At 38.0% G+C, this 16,207-nt stretch carries 15 protein-coding genes; all 15 read right to left on the bottom strand.

Going from position 1 to position 16,207, the window contains the following annotated elements; all coding sequences use genetic code 11:
* Positions 1-144: 144 nt before the first annotated feature.
* Positions 145-2,133, bottom strand: a complete 1,989-nt coding sequence (locus tag B9O19_RS06980) for a stalk domain-containing protein (RefSeq protein WP_102365744.1) — start codon at positions 2,131-2,133, stop codon at positions 145-147.
* A 32-nt stretch (positions 2,134-2,165) separates the two neighbouring features.
* On the bottom strand, positions 2,166-3,320 hold the full coding sequence (locus B9O19_RS06975) for a trypsin-like peptidase domain-containing protein (RefSeq protein ID WP_102365743.1): 1,155 nt from the start codon (positions 3,318-3,320) through the stop codon (positions 2,166-2,168).
* Positions 3,321-3,478: 158 nt separating this feature from the next.
* Positions 3,479-4,174, bottom strand: a complete 696-nt coding sequence (locus B9O19_RS06970; protein ID WP_158648932.1) for a VanZ family protein — start codon at positions 4,172-4,174, stop codon at positions 3,479-3,481.
* Between the two features lie 37 nt (positions 4,175-4,211).
* Positions 4,212-5,486, bottom strand: coding sequence for a GTPase ObgE (gene obgE / locus B9O19_RS06965; protein WP_102365741.1), 1,275 nt, complete (start codon positions 5,484-5,486; stop codon positions 4,212-4,214).
* Positions 5,487-5,632: 146 nt separating this feature from the next.
* The gene (gene rpmA / locus B9O19_RS06960; protein WP_102365740.1) at positions 5,633-5,893 is read right to left on the bottom strand and encodes a 50S ribosomal protein L27; all 261 of its coding nucleotides are present in this window, start codon (positions 5,891-5,893) and stop codon (positions 5,633-5,635) included.
* Positions 5,894-5,935: 42 nt separating this feature from the next.
* On the bottom strand, positions 5,936-6,244 hold the full coding sequence (gene rplU / locus B9O19_RS06955; protein WP_102365739.1) for a 50S ribosomal protein L21: 309 nt from the start codon (positions 6,242-6,244) through the stop codon (positions 5,936-5,938).
* A 500-nt stretch (positions 6,245-6,744) separates the two neighbouring features.
* Positions 6,745-9,267: a pectate lyase family protein gene (locus tag B9O19_RS06950; RefSeq protein WP_102365738.1), complete on the bottom strand. Its 2,523-nt coding sequence runs from the start codon at positions 9,265-9,267 to the stop codon at positions 6,745-6,747.
* Between the two features lie 441 nt (positions 9,268-9,708).
* On the bottom strand, positions 9,709-10,761 hold the full coding sequence (rseP, locus tag B9O19_RS06945; RefSeq protein ID WP_102365737.1) for an RIP metalloprotease RseP: 1,053 nt from the start codon (positions 10,759-10,761) through the stop codon (positions 9,709-9,711).
* Positions 10,746-11,900: a 1-deoxy-D-xylulose-5-phosphate reductoisomerase gene (locus B9O19_RS06940; protein ID WP_102366631.1), complete on the bottom strand. Its 1,155-nt coding sequence runs from the start codon at positions 11,898-11,900 to the stop codon at positions 10,746-10,748. Before B9O19_RS06940 ends, rseP begins: the two co-directional genes overlap by 16 nt.
* Positions 11,901-12,043: 143 nt before the next feature.
* The gene (locus B9O19_RS06935; RefSeq protein WP_102365736.1) at positions 12,044-12,877 is read right to left on the bottom strand and encodes a phosphatidate cytidylyltransferase; all 834 of its coding nucleotides are present in this window, start codon (positions 12,875-12,877) and stop codon (positions 12,044-12,046) included.
* A gap of 116 nt (positions 12,878-12,993) precedes the next feature.
* A complete protein-coding gene (locus B9O19_RS06930) occupies positions 12,994-13,749 on the bottom strand; it encodes an isoprenyl transferase (RefSeq protein ID WP_102365735.1) in 756 nt (251 codons plus the stop codon).
* 16 nt (positions 13,750-13,765) lie between these two features.
* The gene (frr, locus tag B9O19_RS06925) at positions 13,766-14,317 is read right to left on the bottom strand and encodes a ribosome recycling factor (RefSeq protein WP_102365734.1); all 552 of its coding nucleotides are present in this window, start codon (positions 14,315-14,317) and stop codon (positions 13,766-13,768) included.
* A gap of 22 nt (positions 14,318-14,339) precedes the next feature.
* Positions 14,340-15,044 carry a UMP kinase gene (pyrH, locus tag B9O19_RS06920; protein WP_102365733.1) on the bottom strand — a complete coding sequence of 235 codons (705 nt, stop codon included), beginning with the start codon at positions 15,042-15,044 and terminating at the stop codon, positions 14,340-14,342.
* Between the two features lie 51 nt (positions 15,045-15,095).
* Positions 15,096-15,572 carry a hypothetical protein gene (locus tag B9O19_RS06915; protein WP_102365732.1) on the bottom strand — a complete coding sequence of 159 codons (477 nt, stop codon included), beginning with the start codon at positions 15,570-15,572 and terminating at the stop codon, positions 15,096-15,098.
* Positions 15,573-15,625: 53 nt separating this feature from the next.
* The gene (locus B9O19_RS06910; protein WP_158648931.1) at positions 15,626-16,135 is read right to left on the bottom strand and encodes a COG2426 family protein; all 510 of its coding nucleotides are present in this window, start codon (positions 16,133-16,135) and stop codon (positions 15,626-15,628) included.
* Between the last annotated feature and the right edge of the window lie 72 nt (positions 16,136-16,207).

Here is a 16,207-nt window from a genome sequence, read left to right as displayed (position 1 = left end):
AAATTATGACAGCAAATCACAAAATACTCTATTATCGTGAGAAAACGGCGCTCTCTTCAGACTTTTAGCCATAAAAAGAGCACCGTTTTTTGTGGAGTATTTTTGAAAGAGGTGTTTTCTTGCAAACCCTTTTCAAACTTGAAATTATTTTACATTAACCGAATCAATAACTGTTTCAAAAATCTTTATATTCTTTGCTCCATAATACTCTATCGGAGTATCAAGGATACATTGAACGCAATTATTACCGTCATTGCAAATAAAAATATCCATTATATAAGCCAAACCTTGATTATCTTCATAAGAGAAAACCGCACGGTATCCTTTCTTGCTTCCTACAGCAGTATAAGAGGCCGGCTTTATTAACTTATAGTTTTTACTCTTTTTTGAATAATCTTTAAGCATTGAATTCAAAGCATCCTCAATACGATAGTTTCCATCAATTGCAAAAACAATAACAGACGTATCTACGCCATTATTTACCATTGAAGAGTTGCTCCCAGCATCACGATTTATATTCCATGTCATCGGTGCGGAGTATTCTACGTTAGCTGACCCATTTACTGTTGTATATGTAATATCATCCTCTTGTTTAACCAACAAACTTCCAACTTTAGACTTGTCAATATCTTTAACAGTAACAGAGTTCTTTATCGCGTCCATATCAGCGTCGCCGTTTCCAACAACCTTGAATGCAAAATTATAAGCATAATCACCCTGAACAAAGAAGATGTCTTCCATAGTTTCAACCACTTTGCCATCACTATTCTTAACACTGTATGTGTAATACTTTGCATCGTTTCCTAAAAATGATTTAGTTTTCACGCTGTCACTGAATTCTGCGTAATCCAAATTATATAATTCTTTATTTCCCTCATAGTCATGTCTGGCCCAGCTATCAATAGAAGAAATATTATCTACGGATTGAATAGATACTCCAACATAGCTGTATGAGTTATCACTGTAACTTTCTCTGTTTGTAAAAGTTATAACATTTTCTATATCTTTATTTGATGACTCATACCAGTCGGCGGGCATATCTAATTTGAACTTTAAGTTTTTATTCTCATAAGTTCTCTTGCCATTTACAACGTCTGACAAATCCACAGCGTTTTTAAAATCCTTTACGTTAATGGAAAATGTCTCAGCAAGAGAAATAGAATCCATGTCTCCACCGTCCAGACTGACTTCAACTAAAACTGTATAAAGCAGTCCGTCAGATATAATATGCTTCTGATATTCTTTTATAGTAGATGATTTTGTTTCTATTATAAGACAATCGTTACCTTGAGAGTCTTTGCTTTCCGACTGTTTTGTAATAGTTTTGTTGCCTGCAGTCTCTTTAAATAATGTAAACACTTCATCTTTTGTTATACCGTTTAATCTTGTTATAAATATTCCTATAGCCGCTTTATCTCCATAAGCAAAAACAGTATTTCTTCCATCAAACGCACGGTCTGCTACGCTTAAACTTTTTGACGCTTTCATAGACCATCCGTAATAACTGTCCCCTATATACTCTTTGTCCGTATTATGCAGTATAGAAGAATAATCTGATACAGCGCCTTCCTCAACTATAGTTTTCTCAACTAAAATAGCTTCTGTAGCGTCATCGTATGAAACATCAGCGCCAAAATTTTCAGTAATAAATCTAAGAGGTACCATTGTAGTATCGTTTGTCAGCTGAGGAGCCAAAAGCAATGTAGTCTTTTGACCATTAACCAAAGCATCCGTCCTGTCTATCCATATATTTATTACAACATCCTCATATGTAAGTGTAACGCCCATATCAGCGTCGTTCCATTCTACAGTGGCTCCAAACGCCTCGGTTATAACCCTAAGCGGCACAAGCGTTGTGCCATTCTGCTCATATGGTGTTGTTACAGCAACATCCTGATCATTGATTTTTAAAATACTGTCTCCAATTTTAAACGCAATTGTAATTTTCTTTTCAGTTACTTCATTGTTATCTGAATTTTCATTGCCTATCTCGTCTAAAATATCGCCTACAACTATATTTTCATTGTTTTCTTCATTGTCTCCGGAAGCCGCAAATGCCGGCAGATAAACACATGCTGACACCATCATCAGCGCAATCCCCATAGCCAATAATTTTTTAAAAATATTTTTCATCTTATAATCCTCCGCTTTTAATTCTTATATTTTTATTTTTCATCAAAAGTTATATATGTATCTATAAAACTATCCCCTCGCTTTACCTGCACGCCGGCACCGCTTCCGGGCAAATAGTTTTTTGATAGTTCGTTCCAGTCTATTTTAGAATTTACATAAACGCCGTCGACAGAGATTAATATATCGCCATTCTGTATTCCGGCATTTGCTGCGGCTCCGCCCGGAACTATTCCCGAGAACGTGAGGCCTTCATTACTTGGCAGTCCATATTTCGCAGCTGCGCTCTCCTGGAACTCCCCTCCAAAGCTTGGTCTTTTTACTTTGCCGTATGTTTGAAATTGATTTATTGCATATTTTACGTCCGATATAGGTATCGCAAAGCTGAGCCCTTCAATTCCTGTTCCAACATACCCGGAAGAACATATACCCAAAACCTCTCCGTTTAAATTAACCAGCGGACCTCCACTGTTACCGGGATTAATTGCAGCGTCGGTCTGAATAAGCTTATAATCGCTCGAAGTGCTTCGGTTTACACCGCTGATAATCCCGGCTGAAACCGAGTTCCGCAGTGACATTGATACCGGAGTTCCGACAGCAACTACTTGATTTCCTGGATAAATCGAACTTTCATCAGCAAACTGAGCTACCGTAAGACCCAATTTTTCAATCTTAACAACAGCTAAATCAAGGTCACTGTCGATATACTTAACTTTCCCTTCATAACCTTCGCCGTTTGACAAAATCACAATTATTGACGACATATCCTCAACAACATGAGCGTTTGTCAGTATTTCTCCCCCCGACGTAATTACAACTCCGGTACCATGAGCTATACCCTCCGCATATTTATCCTGATAAGTTGCGGTAGTGTTTCCGGTATAGTTCCCCACTATAGCAACAGTACTGGGCGAAATTTTATTAATAGCATATGAATAAATATCCGCGCCTGACTGAGACTGACTAATATTAATTTCCTGTGTTTCTTCATTCCAGGCAACATCTGCGCCCAAACTTTCACTAACCGCCCTCAAAGGAACATAGGTAACGCCGTCCTGAATAAAAGCGTCGGTTTCTATTTGATTTCCATTAACGAATATATTTGGTTTTTCTAAAGAAAAAACACTATATCCAATACAACAAGATGAAATCAGCGCTGCAGACACTGCCAAACAAATTCTTTTTTTCATAAATTATCCTCCAAAATTTGTTCTTTAAATTCACATTTATATAAATACAACAAAAAAATAGCACCATTCAAATTGAATTAGTGCTATTATAACATGAAATACATTTCATGTCAATATTTTCCATATAATTTCTTTTTTATTTATAATTTCACACGAATTTACACTGGGTTCAACAACCATAAAACATATATTAATACAATATATATTTCACATTCATAAAGAGTTATAAAACTTCCGCTGCACCGCATATTCGTAATAAAATTCAATCTTTTTCTTTTATATAATATCATATAAATTATAAATCCCAAAACCGCTCCGAATGTATTGGTGATTAAATCATCTAAATCTGTGGTTCTCCTATTAAATAATTGCATAAATTCAATTGAAAATGAAAACAAAAAACCTATTACTGCAATCCTTTTCCATCCGATTTTTGATTTATCAATACTCAGAACAGAGAATAAGAATCCAAAGGGAACAAATAAAATGACGTTCAGAATATAACTCATTTGGTCATTAAAATACATACGATACGGATTAATATGTATTTCAGCCGGATTAAAAAGATAAATAAGTTTGCTGGTAATAGGAGACAACCTTTCCATTGCCGCTTTGCTATAATTAATAATATCTAAGTCCAGTGAATATTTATGAGCAATAATATATTTTATATCAGGAACACCTGTTGTTGTTAAAATGCCGACGCATAGAAAGCAGAAAATCTGCACCGTAATGACACGGTGCAGATTATAATCATTACCTAATTTATGTGAATTTTTAGCTATTAAACACTGCGCCAATACAATAAAAGGCAGCATCATCAAATATATTTTTACAGACTCCAGTATATGCAAATTATTAAACCCCGAGATACTAAGCCAATTTAAAAAATTATTCAACATAGTCAAATTCACATCCATATATTTCAACAGGGTCTCCGTCCTGGATTCCGGCTTCTTTTAGCTTGTCTATTACACCGCTTTTTATAAGTGCACGCTGGAAATACTGCAGGGATTCATAATCTTCCATATTGGTAGAACCTACAATAAACTGTGCCCGTCTGCCCTCAACATGATAAACTCCGTCTTCCACACTGACTGTAATCGTATCGTCAGCTTTTCTGTCTGACTCCAAATCAAACATTTCGTATTCTTCTTCAAACTCCTCATCAGGAATTTTAGAAAGAATTTCATAGGTGTATTTCAGAACTTCGCTTATCCCTGCTTTAGTAGCCGCCGATATCTTAAAGACCGTATACCCTCTGTCCTCCATCTCTTTCTTAAACGCCTCATAATTTTCTTCAAACCCCGGTATATCGGATTTATTAGCTAAAACTATCTGACGTTTTTGAGCCAACTTTTCACTATACAGTTTAAGTTCATTATTTATTGTATCAAAATCTTCAATCGGGTTTCTGCCTTCAATTCCTGAAACATCAACAACGTGCAGAAGCAGCTTTGTTCTCTCAACATGCCTTAAAAACTCATGACCAAGCCCAACTCCTTCATGTGCGCCCTCAATAATTCCGGGTATATCAGCTACAACAAATGAACCGTCACCCATATTCACTACACCCAAATTAGGCTGCAGAGTAGTAAAATGGTAATTAGCTATTTTAGGTCTCGCGTCACTGACAATGGATAGGAATGTAGATTTTCCCACATTAGGAAATCCCAGCAGCCCAACATCAGCGATTAATTTTAATTCCAAAGTTACCATTCTCTCATCGCCAGGCGCGCCTGGTTTTGAAAATCTCGGCACTTGTCTGGTAGCGGTCGCAAAATGGGCGTTTCCCCAGCCTCCTATACCACCTTTTGCAATAACAAACTCCTCGCCGTCCTGTTTCAAATCACATATAACAAGTCCCGTTTTTTCATCTCTGACTATAGTTCCAACAGGGACGTTAATCCTAAGATGCTCTCCGTTTTTGCCATTCCTGTTCGCGTCTCTGCCGTTTCCGCCGTTCTCAGCGGCAAATTTTCTTTTGTATCTGAAATCAACCAGCGTATTAACATTCTTATCAGCAACAAAAATGACATTTCCGCCTTTTCCTCCGTCGCCGCCGTCCGGTCCGCCGGCCGCCACGTATTTCTCCCTATGAAAGGTAACCGCTCCGTTTCCGCCGTCACCCGCTTTAATAAATATTTTCGCACTGTCTGAAAACATATTTTTCCTCCTGTTCCGCTCTAAGAGCGCTGGATATAGCTCTAACTATATATTAAGTTTAAAACAATAATCCTATACAATTATTTTAAACTTAATATATAAAAACAAAAGGGCGGACAAAGTCCACCCCACTATAGCTGTTTAAATTACTGAACAATTTCGTAAACAGAAACCTGTTTCTTTGTCTTGCCCTTACGTTCAAACTTAACTCTTCCGTCAACGAGTGCGAACAAAGTATCATCACTACCCTTTTTAACGTTCACTCCGGGGTAAATCTTAGTTCCTCTCTGTCTAACGAGGATATTTCCGGCAATAACAGGCTGACCATCGCCCTTTTTAACGCCTAGGCGTTTGGACTCGGAATCTCTTCCGTTTTTGGTACTACCCATTCCCTTCTTATGAGCCATTCTTAATCACTCCTTGCTATCAAAAATTATGAAAATCAATACTTATGCATTGATTGCTGAAATCTCAACCTTTGTATACGGTTGCCTATGTCCCTGCTTCTTGTGATAATGCTTTTTAGGCTTGTACTTATAAACAATAATTTTCTTTGACTTGCCGTTCTTAGCAACAGTAGCTGTAACGCTTGCTCCGCTAACGTAAGGAGCGCCGACTTTAACGTCGTCACCGCCGACAATCAAGACCTTATCAAACGTAACAGTTTCTCCGGCTTCAACATCAAGCTTTTCAATAAAAACTGTATCGCCCTGTTCAACCTTATACTGCTTTCCGCCTGTTTCTATAACTGCGTACATAATCGTAATACCTCCTATTACCCAAGACTCGCCATTGGGGTGGCTTCCGCAACTTAATAAAACCCCTTCTGCGCGGTTACCGATATAATATACCATAGCTTAAAAATTTTGTCAAGTAAAAATTTATATAATTTATATTATCCGAAAAATTTAAGTTTTTCAGATTTATTTTCCATAACACTAAAGTTATAGTAAATACTTTTTTTACAACCCAAAATAACATATTTGTTTATTATTTTGTATTTATATATTTTTTAATATTTTAAATCATTAAATAAAACAAAAAAAGTCATAAGACTTAATAAATAAAGTTAATTAATTTTATCTTCACTATTAAAATGAAATTTACAAACCGTTTTATATCTAATACTTTTTCAAAAAACTGAGCCGGTATTATAATACCGGCTCATAGAACAGCTAATAATTTTTATTTTTTGTCATAAATCTCCTATGTAGTTTTTTAATTGGGAAGAAATTTATTACTTTTAATTTATTTTCTATTATTTAACTTCGTAACTGTCTGAAAGCGGTGTAATATTATCAGAACTATTCCAAATATAAAGTACAACTTTATTTTCTGCTGTCTCCTGCAATCCATTTATAACAAATTTTCCGTTGCCTGAAACATCCGCTGTTTTAAAGCCGATTAATATTCCGTATTTATTGTATTCAGCAGCGATTAAACTTGCATTTTCCGAACTCTCTGTTTTATTATATTTTATCTCAACTTCAAGATTCCCGTTAACATATTCGGCGCTGTTTATTTGGTATTCAAATGGAGTTGATGTCGGTTCCGGGCTCTCAGTCGGATTGCCGCCCGCTTCTGCAACGGAAATGCCGGCCAAATTTATATCTCCGACAGGTCCGGCTATATACAATGGCGATCCCACTTCTGTAAAATGATAGGTGAACGAACAGTCTCCTCCTGCCTCAGGTGTAAAAGTAGCTGCCGGTGTGCTTAAATCAGTAGTATATAACCCTAAATAATTAGAACCGTTTGAATAAAAATACACCGTAACCAAACATTCGCTCTCAGGAATACAATAAAATGAACGTGAATCTACCTGTTTAGTTTGATATCCTCTTGTTATTGATACATCTCCTGCCGTAAACTTATTTGTCTTATAACTGTTTCCGGATCCCTTATAGCAGCCGACATAACCATCATTTGATATATCACCGGCAGACATACTCTGTCCGCCGAACCAATCCTTTGCATAACTGGTTACGCCCGTTGGTATTTTTGTTATATCTCCCGGAGGTTTTGCCGTTGGCGCCGAGGTTGCATCCGGGTCTTTGGTGGGCTCAGATGTAGGCGTTACATAAGGCGGTTCTACTGGAACAGCGCCTCCTGCAACAGCAACGAGTTTTGACTTATATGACTTTATAGCCTCCAAAAGTTCAGGAATTATTTCGTGGTTCGTATCCTCAGCCGCATTATCAAAGGTCCACTTAAAGTCTCCGCCGTTTACTCTGCCCGCATATTTTTTTACCTTTTCAACAGCTTCTTCCGCGGTATCTACACTGTACTCATACATAATGCTGGGATCGGTATCAAAATTATTATATGTCCCTTTTCCTACTTCATCGCCTTTTTTGGCTGTTACCGTTTCCGGCACAACCTCATCACGGCTGTTTGCTATATACGCGTCAAACTCTCCCACGTCAGGAGTGTTCTGATATGTATAAAACCTTTTTGCTCCAACAATTACGTCCCCGTAGGATTTTATCATACCGCCCATTTGGCCTGAAAGAGTTCCCTTATCATTATATGTTCCTGTTTCAGAGTTGTAACAGTCGCTGCCTTGAGACGCTATTATCATTGGTCTTTGACAATTTCTATAATAATTATTTTCTGAAAATACCGATGTTTTCATTGCCGCACCGATTCCATAAAGTGCATTGCCATCATAATAATTGTTATATACATGGTTACTGCCAACTACGCATCTCGGATGCCTTGAGTCTGTATGATCAAACCAGTTATGATGATATGTAGCATAAATCTTGGCTTCATCAGTATACATATTGCTGTTTTCCCACGGACCGCCCGAGACACAAGTCTTGCCCAAATCCCACATATGGTTATACGCAACAGTCACATAATCTGACCTTGACTTAATATCTATAGCTCCGTCGCCTTTAATTTGGTCAGCGTCCTTGCCCGGCGCACCGTAGAAAAAGTCACAGTTGTGCGCCCAAAAGTTTTTATTATCAGTATCAAGAACAACAGCCGAACCTGTGGTTCCTTCACCGCCGTACATCATTCCGAAATTTCTCATCTCAAAATTGCTGCTTCTTTTTAGTGTGATAATCCAGCCATATATTAGCGCGTCGTCGCCAACACCTTCCAAAGTTATATTTCCGGTGTTGATAAACCTCACTGTATGATTATCTGTTAACGCCGGTTCATCAACACGGCCGATAAGTCTTATGCACAAAGTTGTCTTTATCTTCTTTGACTCTCTATAAGCCAAAATATTATAAAGACCAACTCCCAACGATTCATCGCCGTTTATTGTAACGGTATCTTTATTCCCGTTTGTAACATAGATAACATCTGCGTCTTCTCTAAGTGTGCCGTCATCATTATACGCGCCGCTTGATGTTCCGTATGGAGAATTTTTAGAAAAAGCAAAACCCTCGCGTGCATGTTTCATCACGGACAGCGCTCCTGTTTCGGCTGATGCATCAGTTATCTCAGCGCCGTTTTTTACCGGAACCACTTTTAGAATATATTCACCCTCAGGCAGTCCCAAAGCGTCCGCCCTGAAATATCCCGGATATGTTCTAACCAATTCATCATCCAGCTTAAAATATTCCCCTCCGGCTTGTTTGCAGTAAACATTGTAACCATCAGCACCCGAATATTCATTCCAAGTCACATATGCTGTTTCAAGCCAGCCCTCACTGTGAATTAAAGACACAGTGGTTTGATTCGCTGCAGCTGAAAAACTTACTGCACTCAGTAAAAATACCAGAGAAATAATTAAACACAATCTTCTTTTCAAATTAGTTTTCATAATTGCCACTCCTTTTAATTTTTCATTTCTCTTATATTTGTATTATAACAGCATAAAAAATTAACGTAAAGTAGCAGTTAATGTTTATTTTTATGGTAGCAGATTATTTACTGCATTCACATGCTCTTGTACGGCAAGTTTGGCACCAAATCTGGTCCGATAACTCCTTAGGTTATCCGTTTTTTTAAAAATATATTGTTTTTACGTTACAGCAGAAACCTATAAGGTATTTGATTTCTTATAATAATCAATAAGAATATAAATTTATTATTTTGCGTGACGTTCTGCTGTTCTGCATTATTATCATACATCAAAATTGGCGGCAGAATTAATGTCATAAATAATTTTTTAAAAATATAAAAAGCATATAGTCTATTAGTCTCCTAATTAAAAAATCTCTCACAGCTTGTTGCTGTAAGAGATTTAAATTATTATCTGCTGCTACCCGAAAAATCCGGACAGCAGTCTCACAATATCGTTCCAAGTTGCAAATAACATTAGTCCTATTAAAAGCAAAAATCCAATAAAATGAACATATCCTTCCTTATCCCTGGGTATCGGCTTCCTGAATATCATTTCAATAAGCACAAACAGAATTCTTCCGCCGTCAAGCGCCGGCAGCGGAAGGAGATTCATAACACCGATATTTACTGCAAGGAAACCGGCAAAGAAAATAAAGTCAGCCAATCCCGTTTTTGCAACAGTGCTCATAGCAGACACCACGCCGACAGGTCCGGATAAATCGGTTACGCTGGCGCCTCCGGTCAGCAGCATACCAAGCGATACAAATACAAGTTTTACCATCCAAATTGTTTGATAAAAGCCTTCATGAAGAACAGACAGAGGATTTATGGAATTCTGCTTAACGGTAAATCCCACATAATAATATGGAGTTCCATCCTCTAAGGTGGTCTGCATAGGAGTAAATTTTTCAGTATAAACTTTTCCGTCACGTTTATATTTTAATTCGCATTCTCCCTCACCGCTGTACTGACCCAATTCAAAAGAAATATCTCTCTTTATATGAACTGTTGTTCCGTTAATGCCAACTATTTTATCCCCTGGCTGCAAAAACCTTGCGGCGTCGCTTTGGGATTCAACAGTGTCAATAGTCGTTGAGGTTATTCCGCCTGTTGAAGCCGCTGAACTTATAACTATAATTGTTACAATAATAAATCCCATAATAATATTCATAGCCGCTCCGGCAGCAAGAACGATTATCCTCTTCCACGGCTTTTTATTAGTAAAGGCCCCCGGACTGTCGCTTTCCTCATCCTCTGCTTCCATGGCGCAAAATCCGCCCATCGGCACTGCACGTATAGAATATAAGGTATTTTTCCCCTGTTTCTTATAAATAACCGGTCCCATACCTATAGCAAACTCGTTTACTGTCACACCGAAAATACGGGCTGTTATAAAATGTCCAAGCTCATGAATAAGAATAATTACTCCAAAAATAATAATAGCCGCTAAAATTGTTAAAAACGTTGACATATAGTCTCACGCACCTCTCTGTCAGTCTCAATAATATCGTTTAGGGAAGGATTCTGAATCGAACTAAACTCGCTCATAGCGCTCTCTGCAATCTCTGCAATCTCTAAAAATTTCACCTTCCCATTAAGAAAACCATTAACTGCCGCTTCATTTGCCGCGTTAATTATAGTTGGCATGGTTCCTCCAATTTTTCCTGCCTTTTCTGCTAAATCAAGACACCTGAAAGTTTTACGGTCAGGCTCATAAAAAGTCATTTTACCCAATTCCTTAAAATTAACCTGCATATCAGCAGACGGAAGTCTTTCAGGATACGTAAACGCATACTGAATTGGATGCTTCATAGAAGGTAGAGACATTTGCCCTATTATACTGTTATCACAAAATTCTACCATAGAATGTATTATGCTCTCTCTGTGAACAACGACTTCAATATCATCAATATCCACGCCAAACAGCCATTTCGCCTCTATAACCTCTAGGCCTTTATTCATAAGCGTAGCGCTGTCAATTGTAATTTTAGCTCCCATATCCCAGTTAGGATGTTTTAGCGCGTCACTTTTCGTTACATTCACTAATTCAGTTCTCGTCTTTCCAAAAAATGGTCCGCCCGAAGCGGTGAGCAATATTTTTTTTACCTCTCTGTGATTTCCGGCAAGCATACTTTGAAATATTGCAGAATGCTCACTGTCAACCGGAAGCAGACGCACATTATTTTCTGCTATTGCTTCCATAAAAAGATTACCTGCGGTTACAAGCGTCTCTTTATTGGCAAGAGCTATGTCCTTGCCGCATTTAATAGCCTGCATTGTCGGAACAAGCCCCGCAAATCCAACAATAGCTGACAAAACCATATCAACATCCGAGTCTGCGGAAACCATTGACAGCCCTTCAGAACCTGACACAACTTCTACAGATGTATCAGCAAGAGATATTTTCAATTGTTTCGCGTCATCCTCATTCGGAACAGCAACCAGCTTTGGATGATATTTTCTGGCCTGCTCCTCCAAAAGCCTTATATTCTTATTCCCGGAAATACCAATAACGTGAATATTTTTTATACCTTTTAAATCATCTATTACTTCAAGTGCCTGGGTTCCTATAGAACCCGTTGAGCCTAATATTGAAACTCTTAAATCCAAATTTTCCCTTTTATTCATTATATCACCATTTTTATATTATAATACCAACAAAAATGAAAAACGATAATGGGACAGGCAGCAAACATCCCCCTATCCCTTTACCGCTTTCAAATTAAAGTTATAAAATTATTAAACATACACTTTTATATAAACAAACTTATCTGAGCTGCAAAAATAAAAACAACCGGAGCAACCATTATTATACTGTCGCATCTGTCAAGCATTCCTCCATGACCCGGGAACATTTTTCCAAAATCTTTTATTCCAAACTGCCTCTTAATAAGCGACGCTGTAAGGTCGCCGATTTGAGCAACAAAAGACGCTATTACACCCAAAATAAACATAAGCATATAACTCATTTCTGCTCCGCCTATATATGCTGAAATAAAAGTATTAATAATAAAAGCAAACAGCAAAAATCCAAGGCCGCAGCCTATAACTCCGCCGACAGCTCCCTCAATTGTCTTTTTGGGGCTGATATTTGGGCAAAGCTTATGCTTTCCAAAGAGCTTTCCGGCAAAAAATGCACACGAATCAGTCATAAACGCACCTAGAAACACGAGCCAAACCAATATATTTCCAAAATCTAAACGTCTTATAAAAAGGAGATGAGACAGCATAAAAGGAATATAGATAAGGCTTATAATCAGCATTGCCACGTCTGTAATCATTATTTTACGATTGCTGCCGAGCATTGCCAAAAATAAAATAACAAGATATCCATAGGCGCATGTTAATATTTGTTTCGGAAGCAAAAACGCACACAAAGGTAGTATAACGGTCCCTAAAAAACCAAACAGACAAAGCAGCGGCACTTCTTTTTTCATATTCACTGCGTCGTAGAATTCATAAATTCCAATAAGCGAACACAATATAACCGTGCATAGCATAACCCAAGTCGGAGCCAATAAAATCAAAACAATAACCGGCACTCCAACCGCCGCTGTTAAAACCCTCATCTTTAAACTCGGTTTCAAATTCCACGCCTCCTAAAGCCGTAAATAAACTATCCAACTCCAAATAATGCGTTTCCGGCAAAAATTTCTTAAATAATCCAAATTAAAACAAAGCTCATAATTACAATTTATTTTTATCAAATCCGCCCAAAACGTCTGTCACGGTTCTGATAATCTATAATCGCCTGCTCCATATCCTTATTTGTAAAATCAGGCCAGCATATATCACTGTACCAAAACTCAGCATATGCCGCCTGCCATAAAAGAAAATTTGACAGCCTTTTTTCGCCGCTGGGCCGTATTATCAAATCCACTTCAGGCAGATTCGAAGTATACATAAGCCCTCCAAAATACTCCTCTGTTATATCTTCAACGGTAATTTGTCTTTCAGAAACCGCAGCAGCGGCAAGCCTGGCAGCATTAACTATCTCCGCTCTGCCGCCATAATTTAAAGCAATATTAAGTACAAGTCCATCACCGCTTGAAGTGACTTCTTCCGCATGAACAATCGCGTCTTTAATTTTCTGAGAAAGAGGAGCAATATCACCGCTTATTTGAAGCTTCATATTTCTATTCTTAAACTTCTCTTCAACAGTTAAAAGATAATTATAAAGCAATTCCATCAGCGCGTCAACTTCATCTTTAGGACGATTCCAATTCTCAGTTGAAAACGCATATACTGTTAAAGCCTTAACTCCTATTGAGTTGCAATAATCACATATTCTCTCAAGATTATCAGCTCCGGCTTTATGTCCGGCCCTTCTTGGCAAACCTCTTCTTTTTGCCCATCTGCCGTTTCCATCCATAATAATACCAATATGTTTCGGCACACGGCTTAAATCAAGCTTCCCGGAATGGGCTGTTCTCCTCCCTATTTTAAAAAACACAGTCATACCCCTTCCGAACTGTCTATACTTCTAAAATCTCATCTTCTTTTTCTTTAACTATTGTATCAATAAGCTTAATATATCTGTCAGTGAGCTTTTGAATATCATCCTCAAGGTCAAGAAGACCGTCTTCGGTAATTTCTCCGGCCTTCTTCTGTTTCTTAAAACGCTCTATAGAATCACGTCTCACACCGCGGACAGCAACTTTAGCTTCCTCGCCGCGCTTTGAAACTTCCTTAACCAACTCTTTTCTTCTTTCACCATCAAGAGGAGGAAAGTTCAAACGAATAACCTTTCCGTCATTATTAGGATGAATTCCTATATCCGACGCGTTAATCGCTTTTTCAATGTCACCCAAAATACTTGCGTCCCAAGGCTGAATAACAATCATTCTTGCTTCCGGAACTGAAACAGTGCCGACTTGTGCCAAAGGTGTGGGAGCACCATAATATTCAACAGTTACCCTATCCAATATTGCAGGATTCGCACGCCCTGCACGAATTTGAGATAAATTTCTCTCTAAAGCGTCAACCGCTTTCTTCATTTTGTTCTCGGATTCCTTCATATCTAACATCCCTTTCTTTTTATATTATAATTTAAGATACTATAGTTCCAATATTCTCGCCGCACAAAACCTTAACAATATTTTCAGGTTCATCAAGTCCAAATACCAGCAAAGGTATATTATTATCCATACAAAGCGTTGCCGCTGTAGTGTCCATAACTCCTAATCCCTTATTAAGAACGTCCATAAATGACAATTTATCAAATTTCTTTGCATCCGGGTTTATATTAGGATCGCTGTCATAAACACCATCTATCTTTTTAGCTAAAAGTATAACCTCAGCGCCTATTTCTGCGGCACGAAGAGCCGCCGCCGTATCAGTTGAGAAAAACGGATTACCTGTTCCGCAGCCAAATATAACAACTCTTCCCTTTTCCAAATGTCTTCCAGCTCTAAGTCTTATGTAAGGCTCGGCTATCTGTCTCATCTCAATCGCCGTTTGAACCCTGGCTTCAACGCCCAGCTGTTCAAGCGCGTCAAGCATAGCGAGACAATTTATAACAGTAGCAAGCATACCCATATGATCGGCTCTTGAACGATCCATACCCTCGCCGTCGCGGCCTCTCCAAAAGTTACCGCCGCCGATGACTATGCCTATCTCTGTTCCCATATCATAACATTTTTTTATCTCTTTAGCTATAGCGTCAATCTTATTATGATCAAGACCAAAGCCTTCGTCTCCAGCCATCGCTTCTCCGCTTAACTTTATCATTATTCTTTTGTATTTCGGTTTCATTTCCATTCCCCTTTCAAACAAGTATTTCAGCTATATTTTAAGTCGTTAAGACTAATCATTATCCATATTTAAGTCTCTCTCGCTTGATCCGCTCCCAGAAACATTTCTGCTTCTTGAGGAACTGTTGTCTTCATCATCGTCTTCGTTTGACGAGTTAGAACTGCTTCTGTCCGAAGATTTTTCTCCGCTTTCAGAGTTGCTTTTACTGCTGCTTGAAGAACCGGAGGCATTACTTTTGCTTGAATTTGAGGAACCTCCATACTTTTTCTTATATGAATCAAGTTCTGACTGTACAACATCCAGCTGGTCCTGCAAAAGCTGAGAATCACTTTTAAGTTTTGTATTCTCGTCAGTCAGCGTCTGCACCTGGATATCACGCTTTTCTATTGGATTGATTATCATATTAAATGAAAACACAAATGCCGCCATAAATATTGATATGTTTAAGAGTATAATACCAATAATAAGCATGGATTTCCTGCCTTTAGCCGACTGTTTTTTTTGTTTCTGAGAATTTATATCACTCATCAAAAAATTCCTTTCATAGTATCATAATTACGATAAAAATTTACTAAACGGTTTTAATGTGTAAGCCATTCGCCGAACGAACCTAAATTAAGAGCGCCGGTAACAAGCAAAGTCATTATAGCTCCGCTGGTCATTATTCCCAAAAGCACTGCCGGCAATGCATATTTTGCTCTCATATCAAGAAGCCCGGCAATCATTGAACCTGTCCACGCTCCCGTTGTGGGAAAAGGTATTGAAACAAATATATATATCGCAACAGCCGCCGCCTTTGAGCTTTTTCTGGATATATCCCCGGCCTTTCTATGTGTTCTTGCTTCAAGCCATGTAGCGAACTTGCCCAACAATTTGGTCTTTTTCAACCACTTTATAATAGGGCGGAACGCTAATAGAATAAACGGAACAGGTAAAAAGTTAGCAATAACAGATAAAACGTATATAAATAAAATATTCAAAAAGTTGTGATCGACTTGTGACAAGCCATAAATTATTGAGCCTCTTATCTCTGAAATAGGCATAACAGCCAATATAAAAGTCCAGATATAAGTCATTATAGGTTCAGTCATGAAATAATCCTCCGATAAAACAGCCAAACGCTGGGTTTTCATAGAATTCGAAACATAAAAATATTCCGTTAT

It is taken from the genome of Monoglobus pectinilyticus (assembly GCF_002874775.1).
GTDB lineage: Bacteria > Bacillota > Clostridia > Monoglobales > Monoglobaceae > Monoglobus > Monoglobus pectinilyticus.
Note: the sequence above shows the minus strand (reverse complement) of the source record. Positions and strands in the feature narration are given on the sequence as shown.

Bases quoted from the DNA above. Each gene is read 5' to 3' on its own strand.
- B9O19_RS06930 (WP_102365735.1), bottom strand. From the start codon at position 13,749: ATGACTGTGTTTTTTAAAATAGGGAGGAGAACAGCCCATTCCGGGAAG.
- rplU (WP_102365739.1), bottom strand. From the start codon at position 6,244: ATGTACGCAGTTATAGAAACAGGCGGAAAGCAGTATAAGGTTGAACAG.
- B9O19_RS06950 (WP_102365738.1), bottom strand. From the start codon at position 9,267: ATGAAAACTAATTTGAAAAGAAGATTGTGTTTAATTATTTCTCTGGTA.
- frr (WP_102365734.1), bottom strand. From the start codon at position 14,317: ATGTTAGATATGAAGGAATCCGAGAACAAAATGAAGAAAGCGGTTGAC.
- B9O19_RS06910 (WP_158648931.1), bottom strand. From the start codon at position 16,135: ATGACTGAACCTATAATGACTTATATCTGGACTTTTATATTGGCTGTT.
- pyrH (WP_102365733.1), bottom strand. From the start codon at position 15,044: ATGAAACCGAAATACAAAAGAATAATGATAAAGTTAAGCGGAGAAGCG.
- rseP (WP_102365737.1), bottom strand. From the start codon at position 10,761: ATGTCAACGTTTTTAACAATTTTAGCGGCTATTATTATTTTTGGAGTA.
- obgE (WP_102365741.1), bottom strand. From the start codon at position 5,486: ATGTTTTCAGACAGTGCGAAAATATTTATTAAAGCGGGTGACGGCGGA.
- rpmA (WP_102365740.1), bottom strand. From the start codon at position 5,893: ATGGCTCATAAGAAGGGAATGGGTAGTACCAAAAACGGAAGAGATTCC.
- B9O19_RS06915 (WP_102365732.1), bottom strand. From the start codon at position 15,572: ATGAGTGATATAAATTCTCAGAAACAAAAAAAACAGTCGGCTAAAGGC.
- B9O19_RS06980 (WP_102365744.1), bottom strand. From the start codon at position 2,133: ATGAAAAATATTTTTAAAAAATTATTGGCTATGGGGATTGCGCTGATG.
- B9O19_RS06975 (WP_102365743.1), bottom strand. From the start codon at position 3,320: ATGAAAAAAAGAATTTGTTTGGCAGTGTCTGCAGCGCTGATTTCATCT.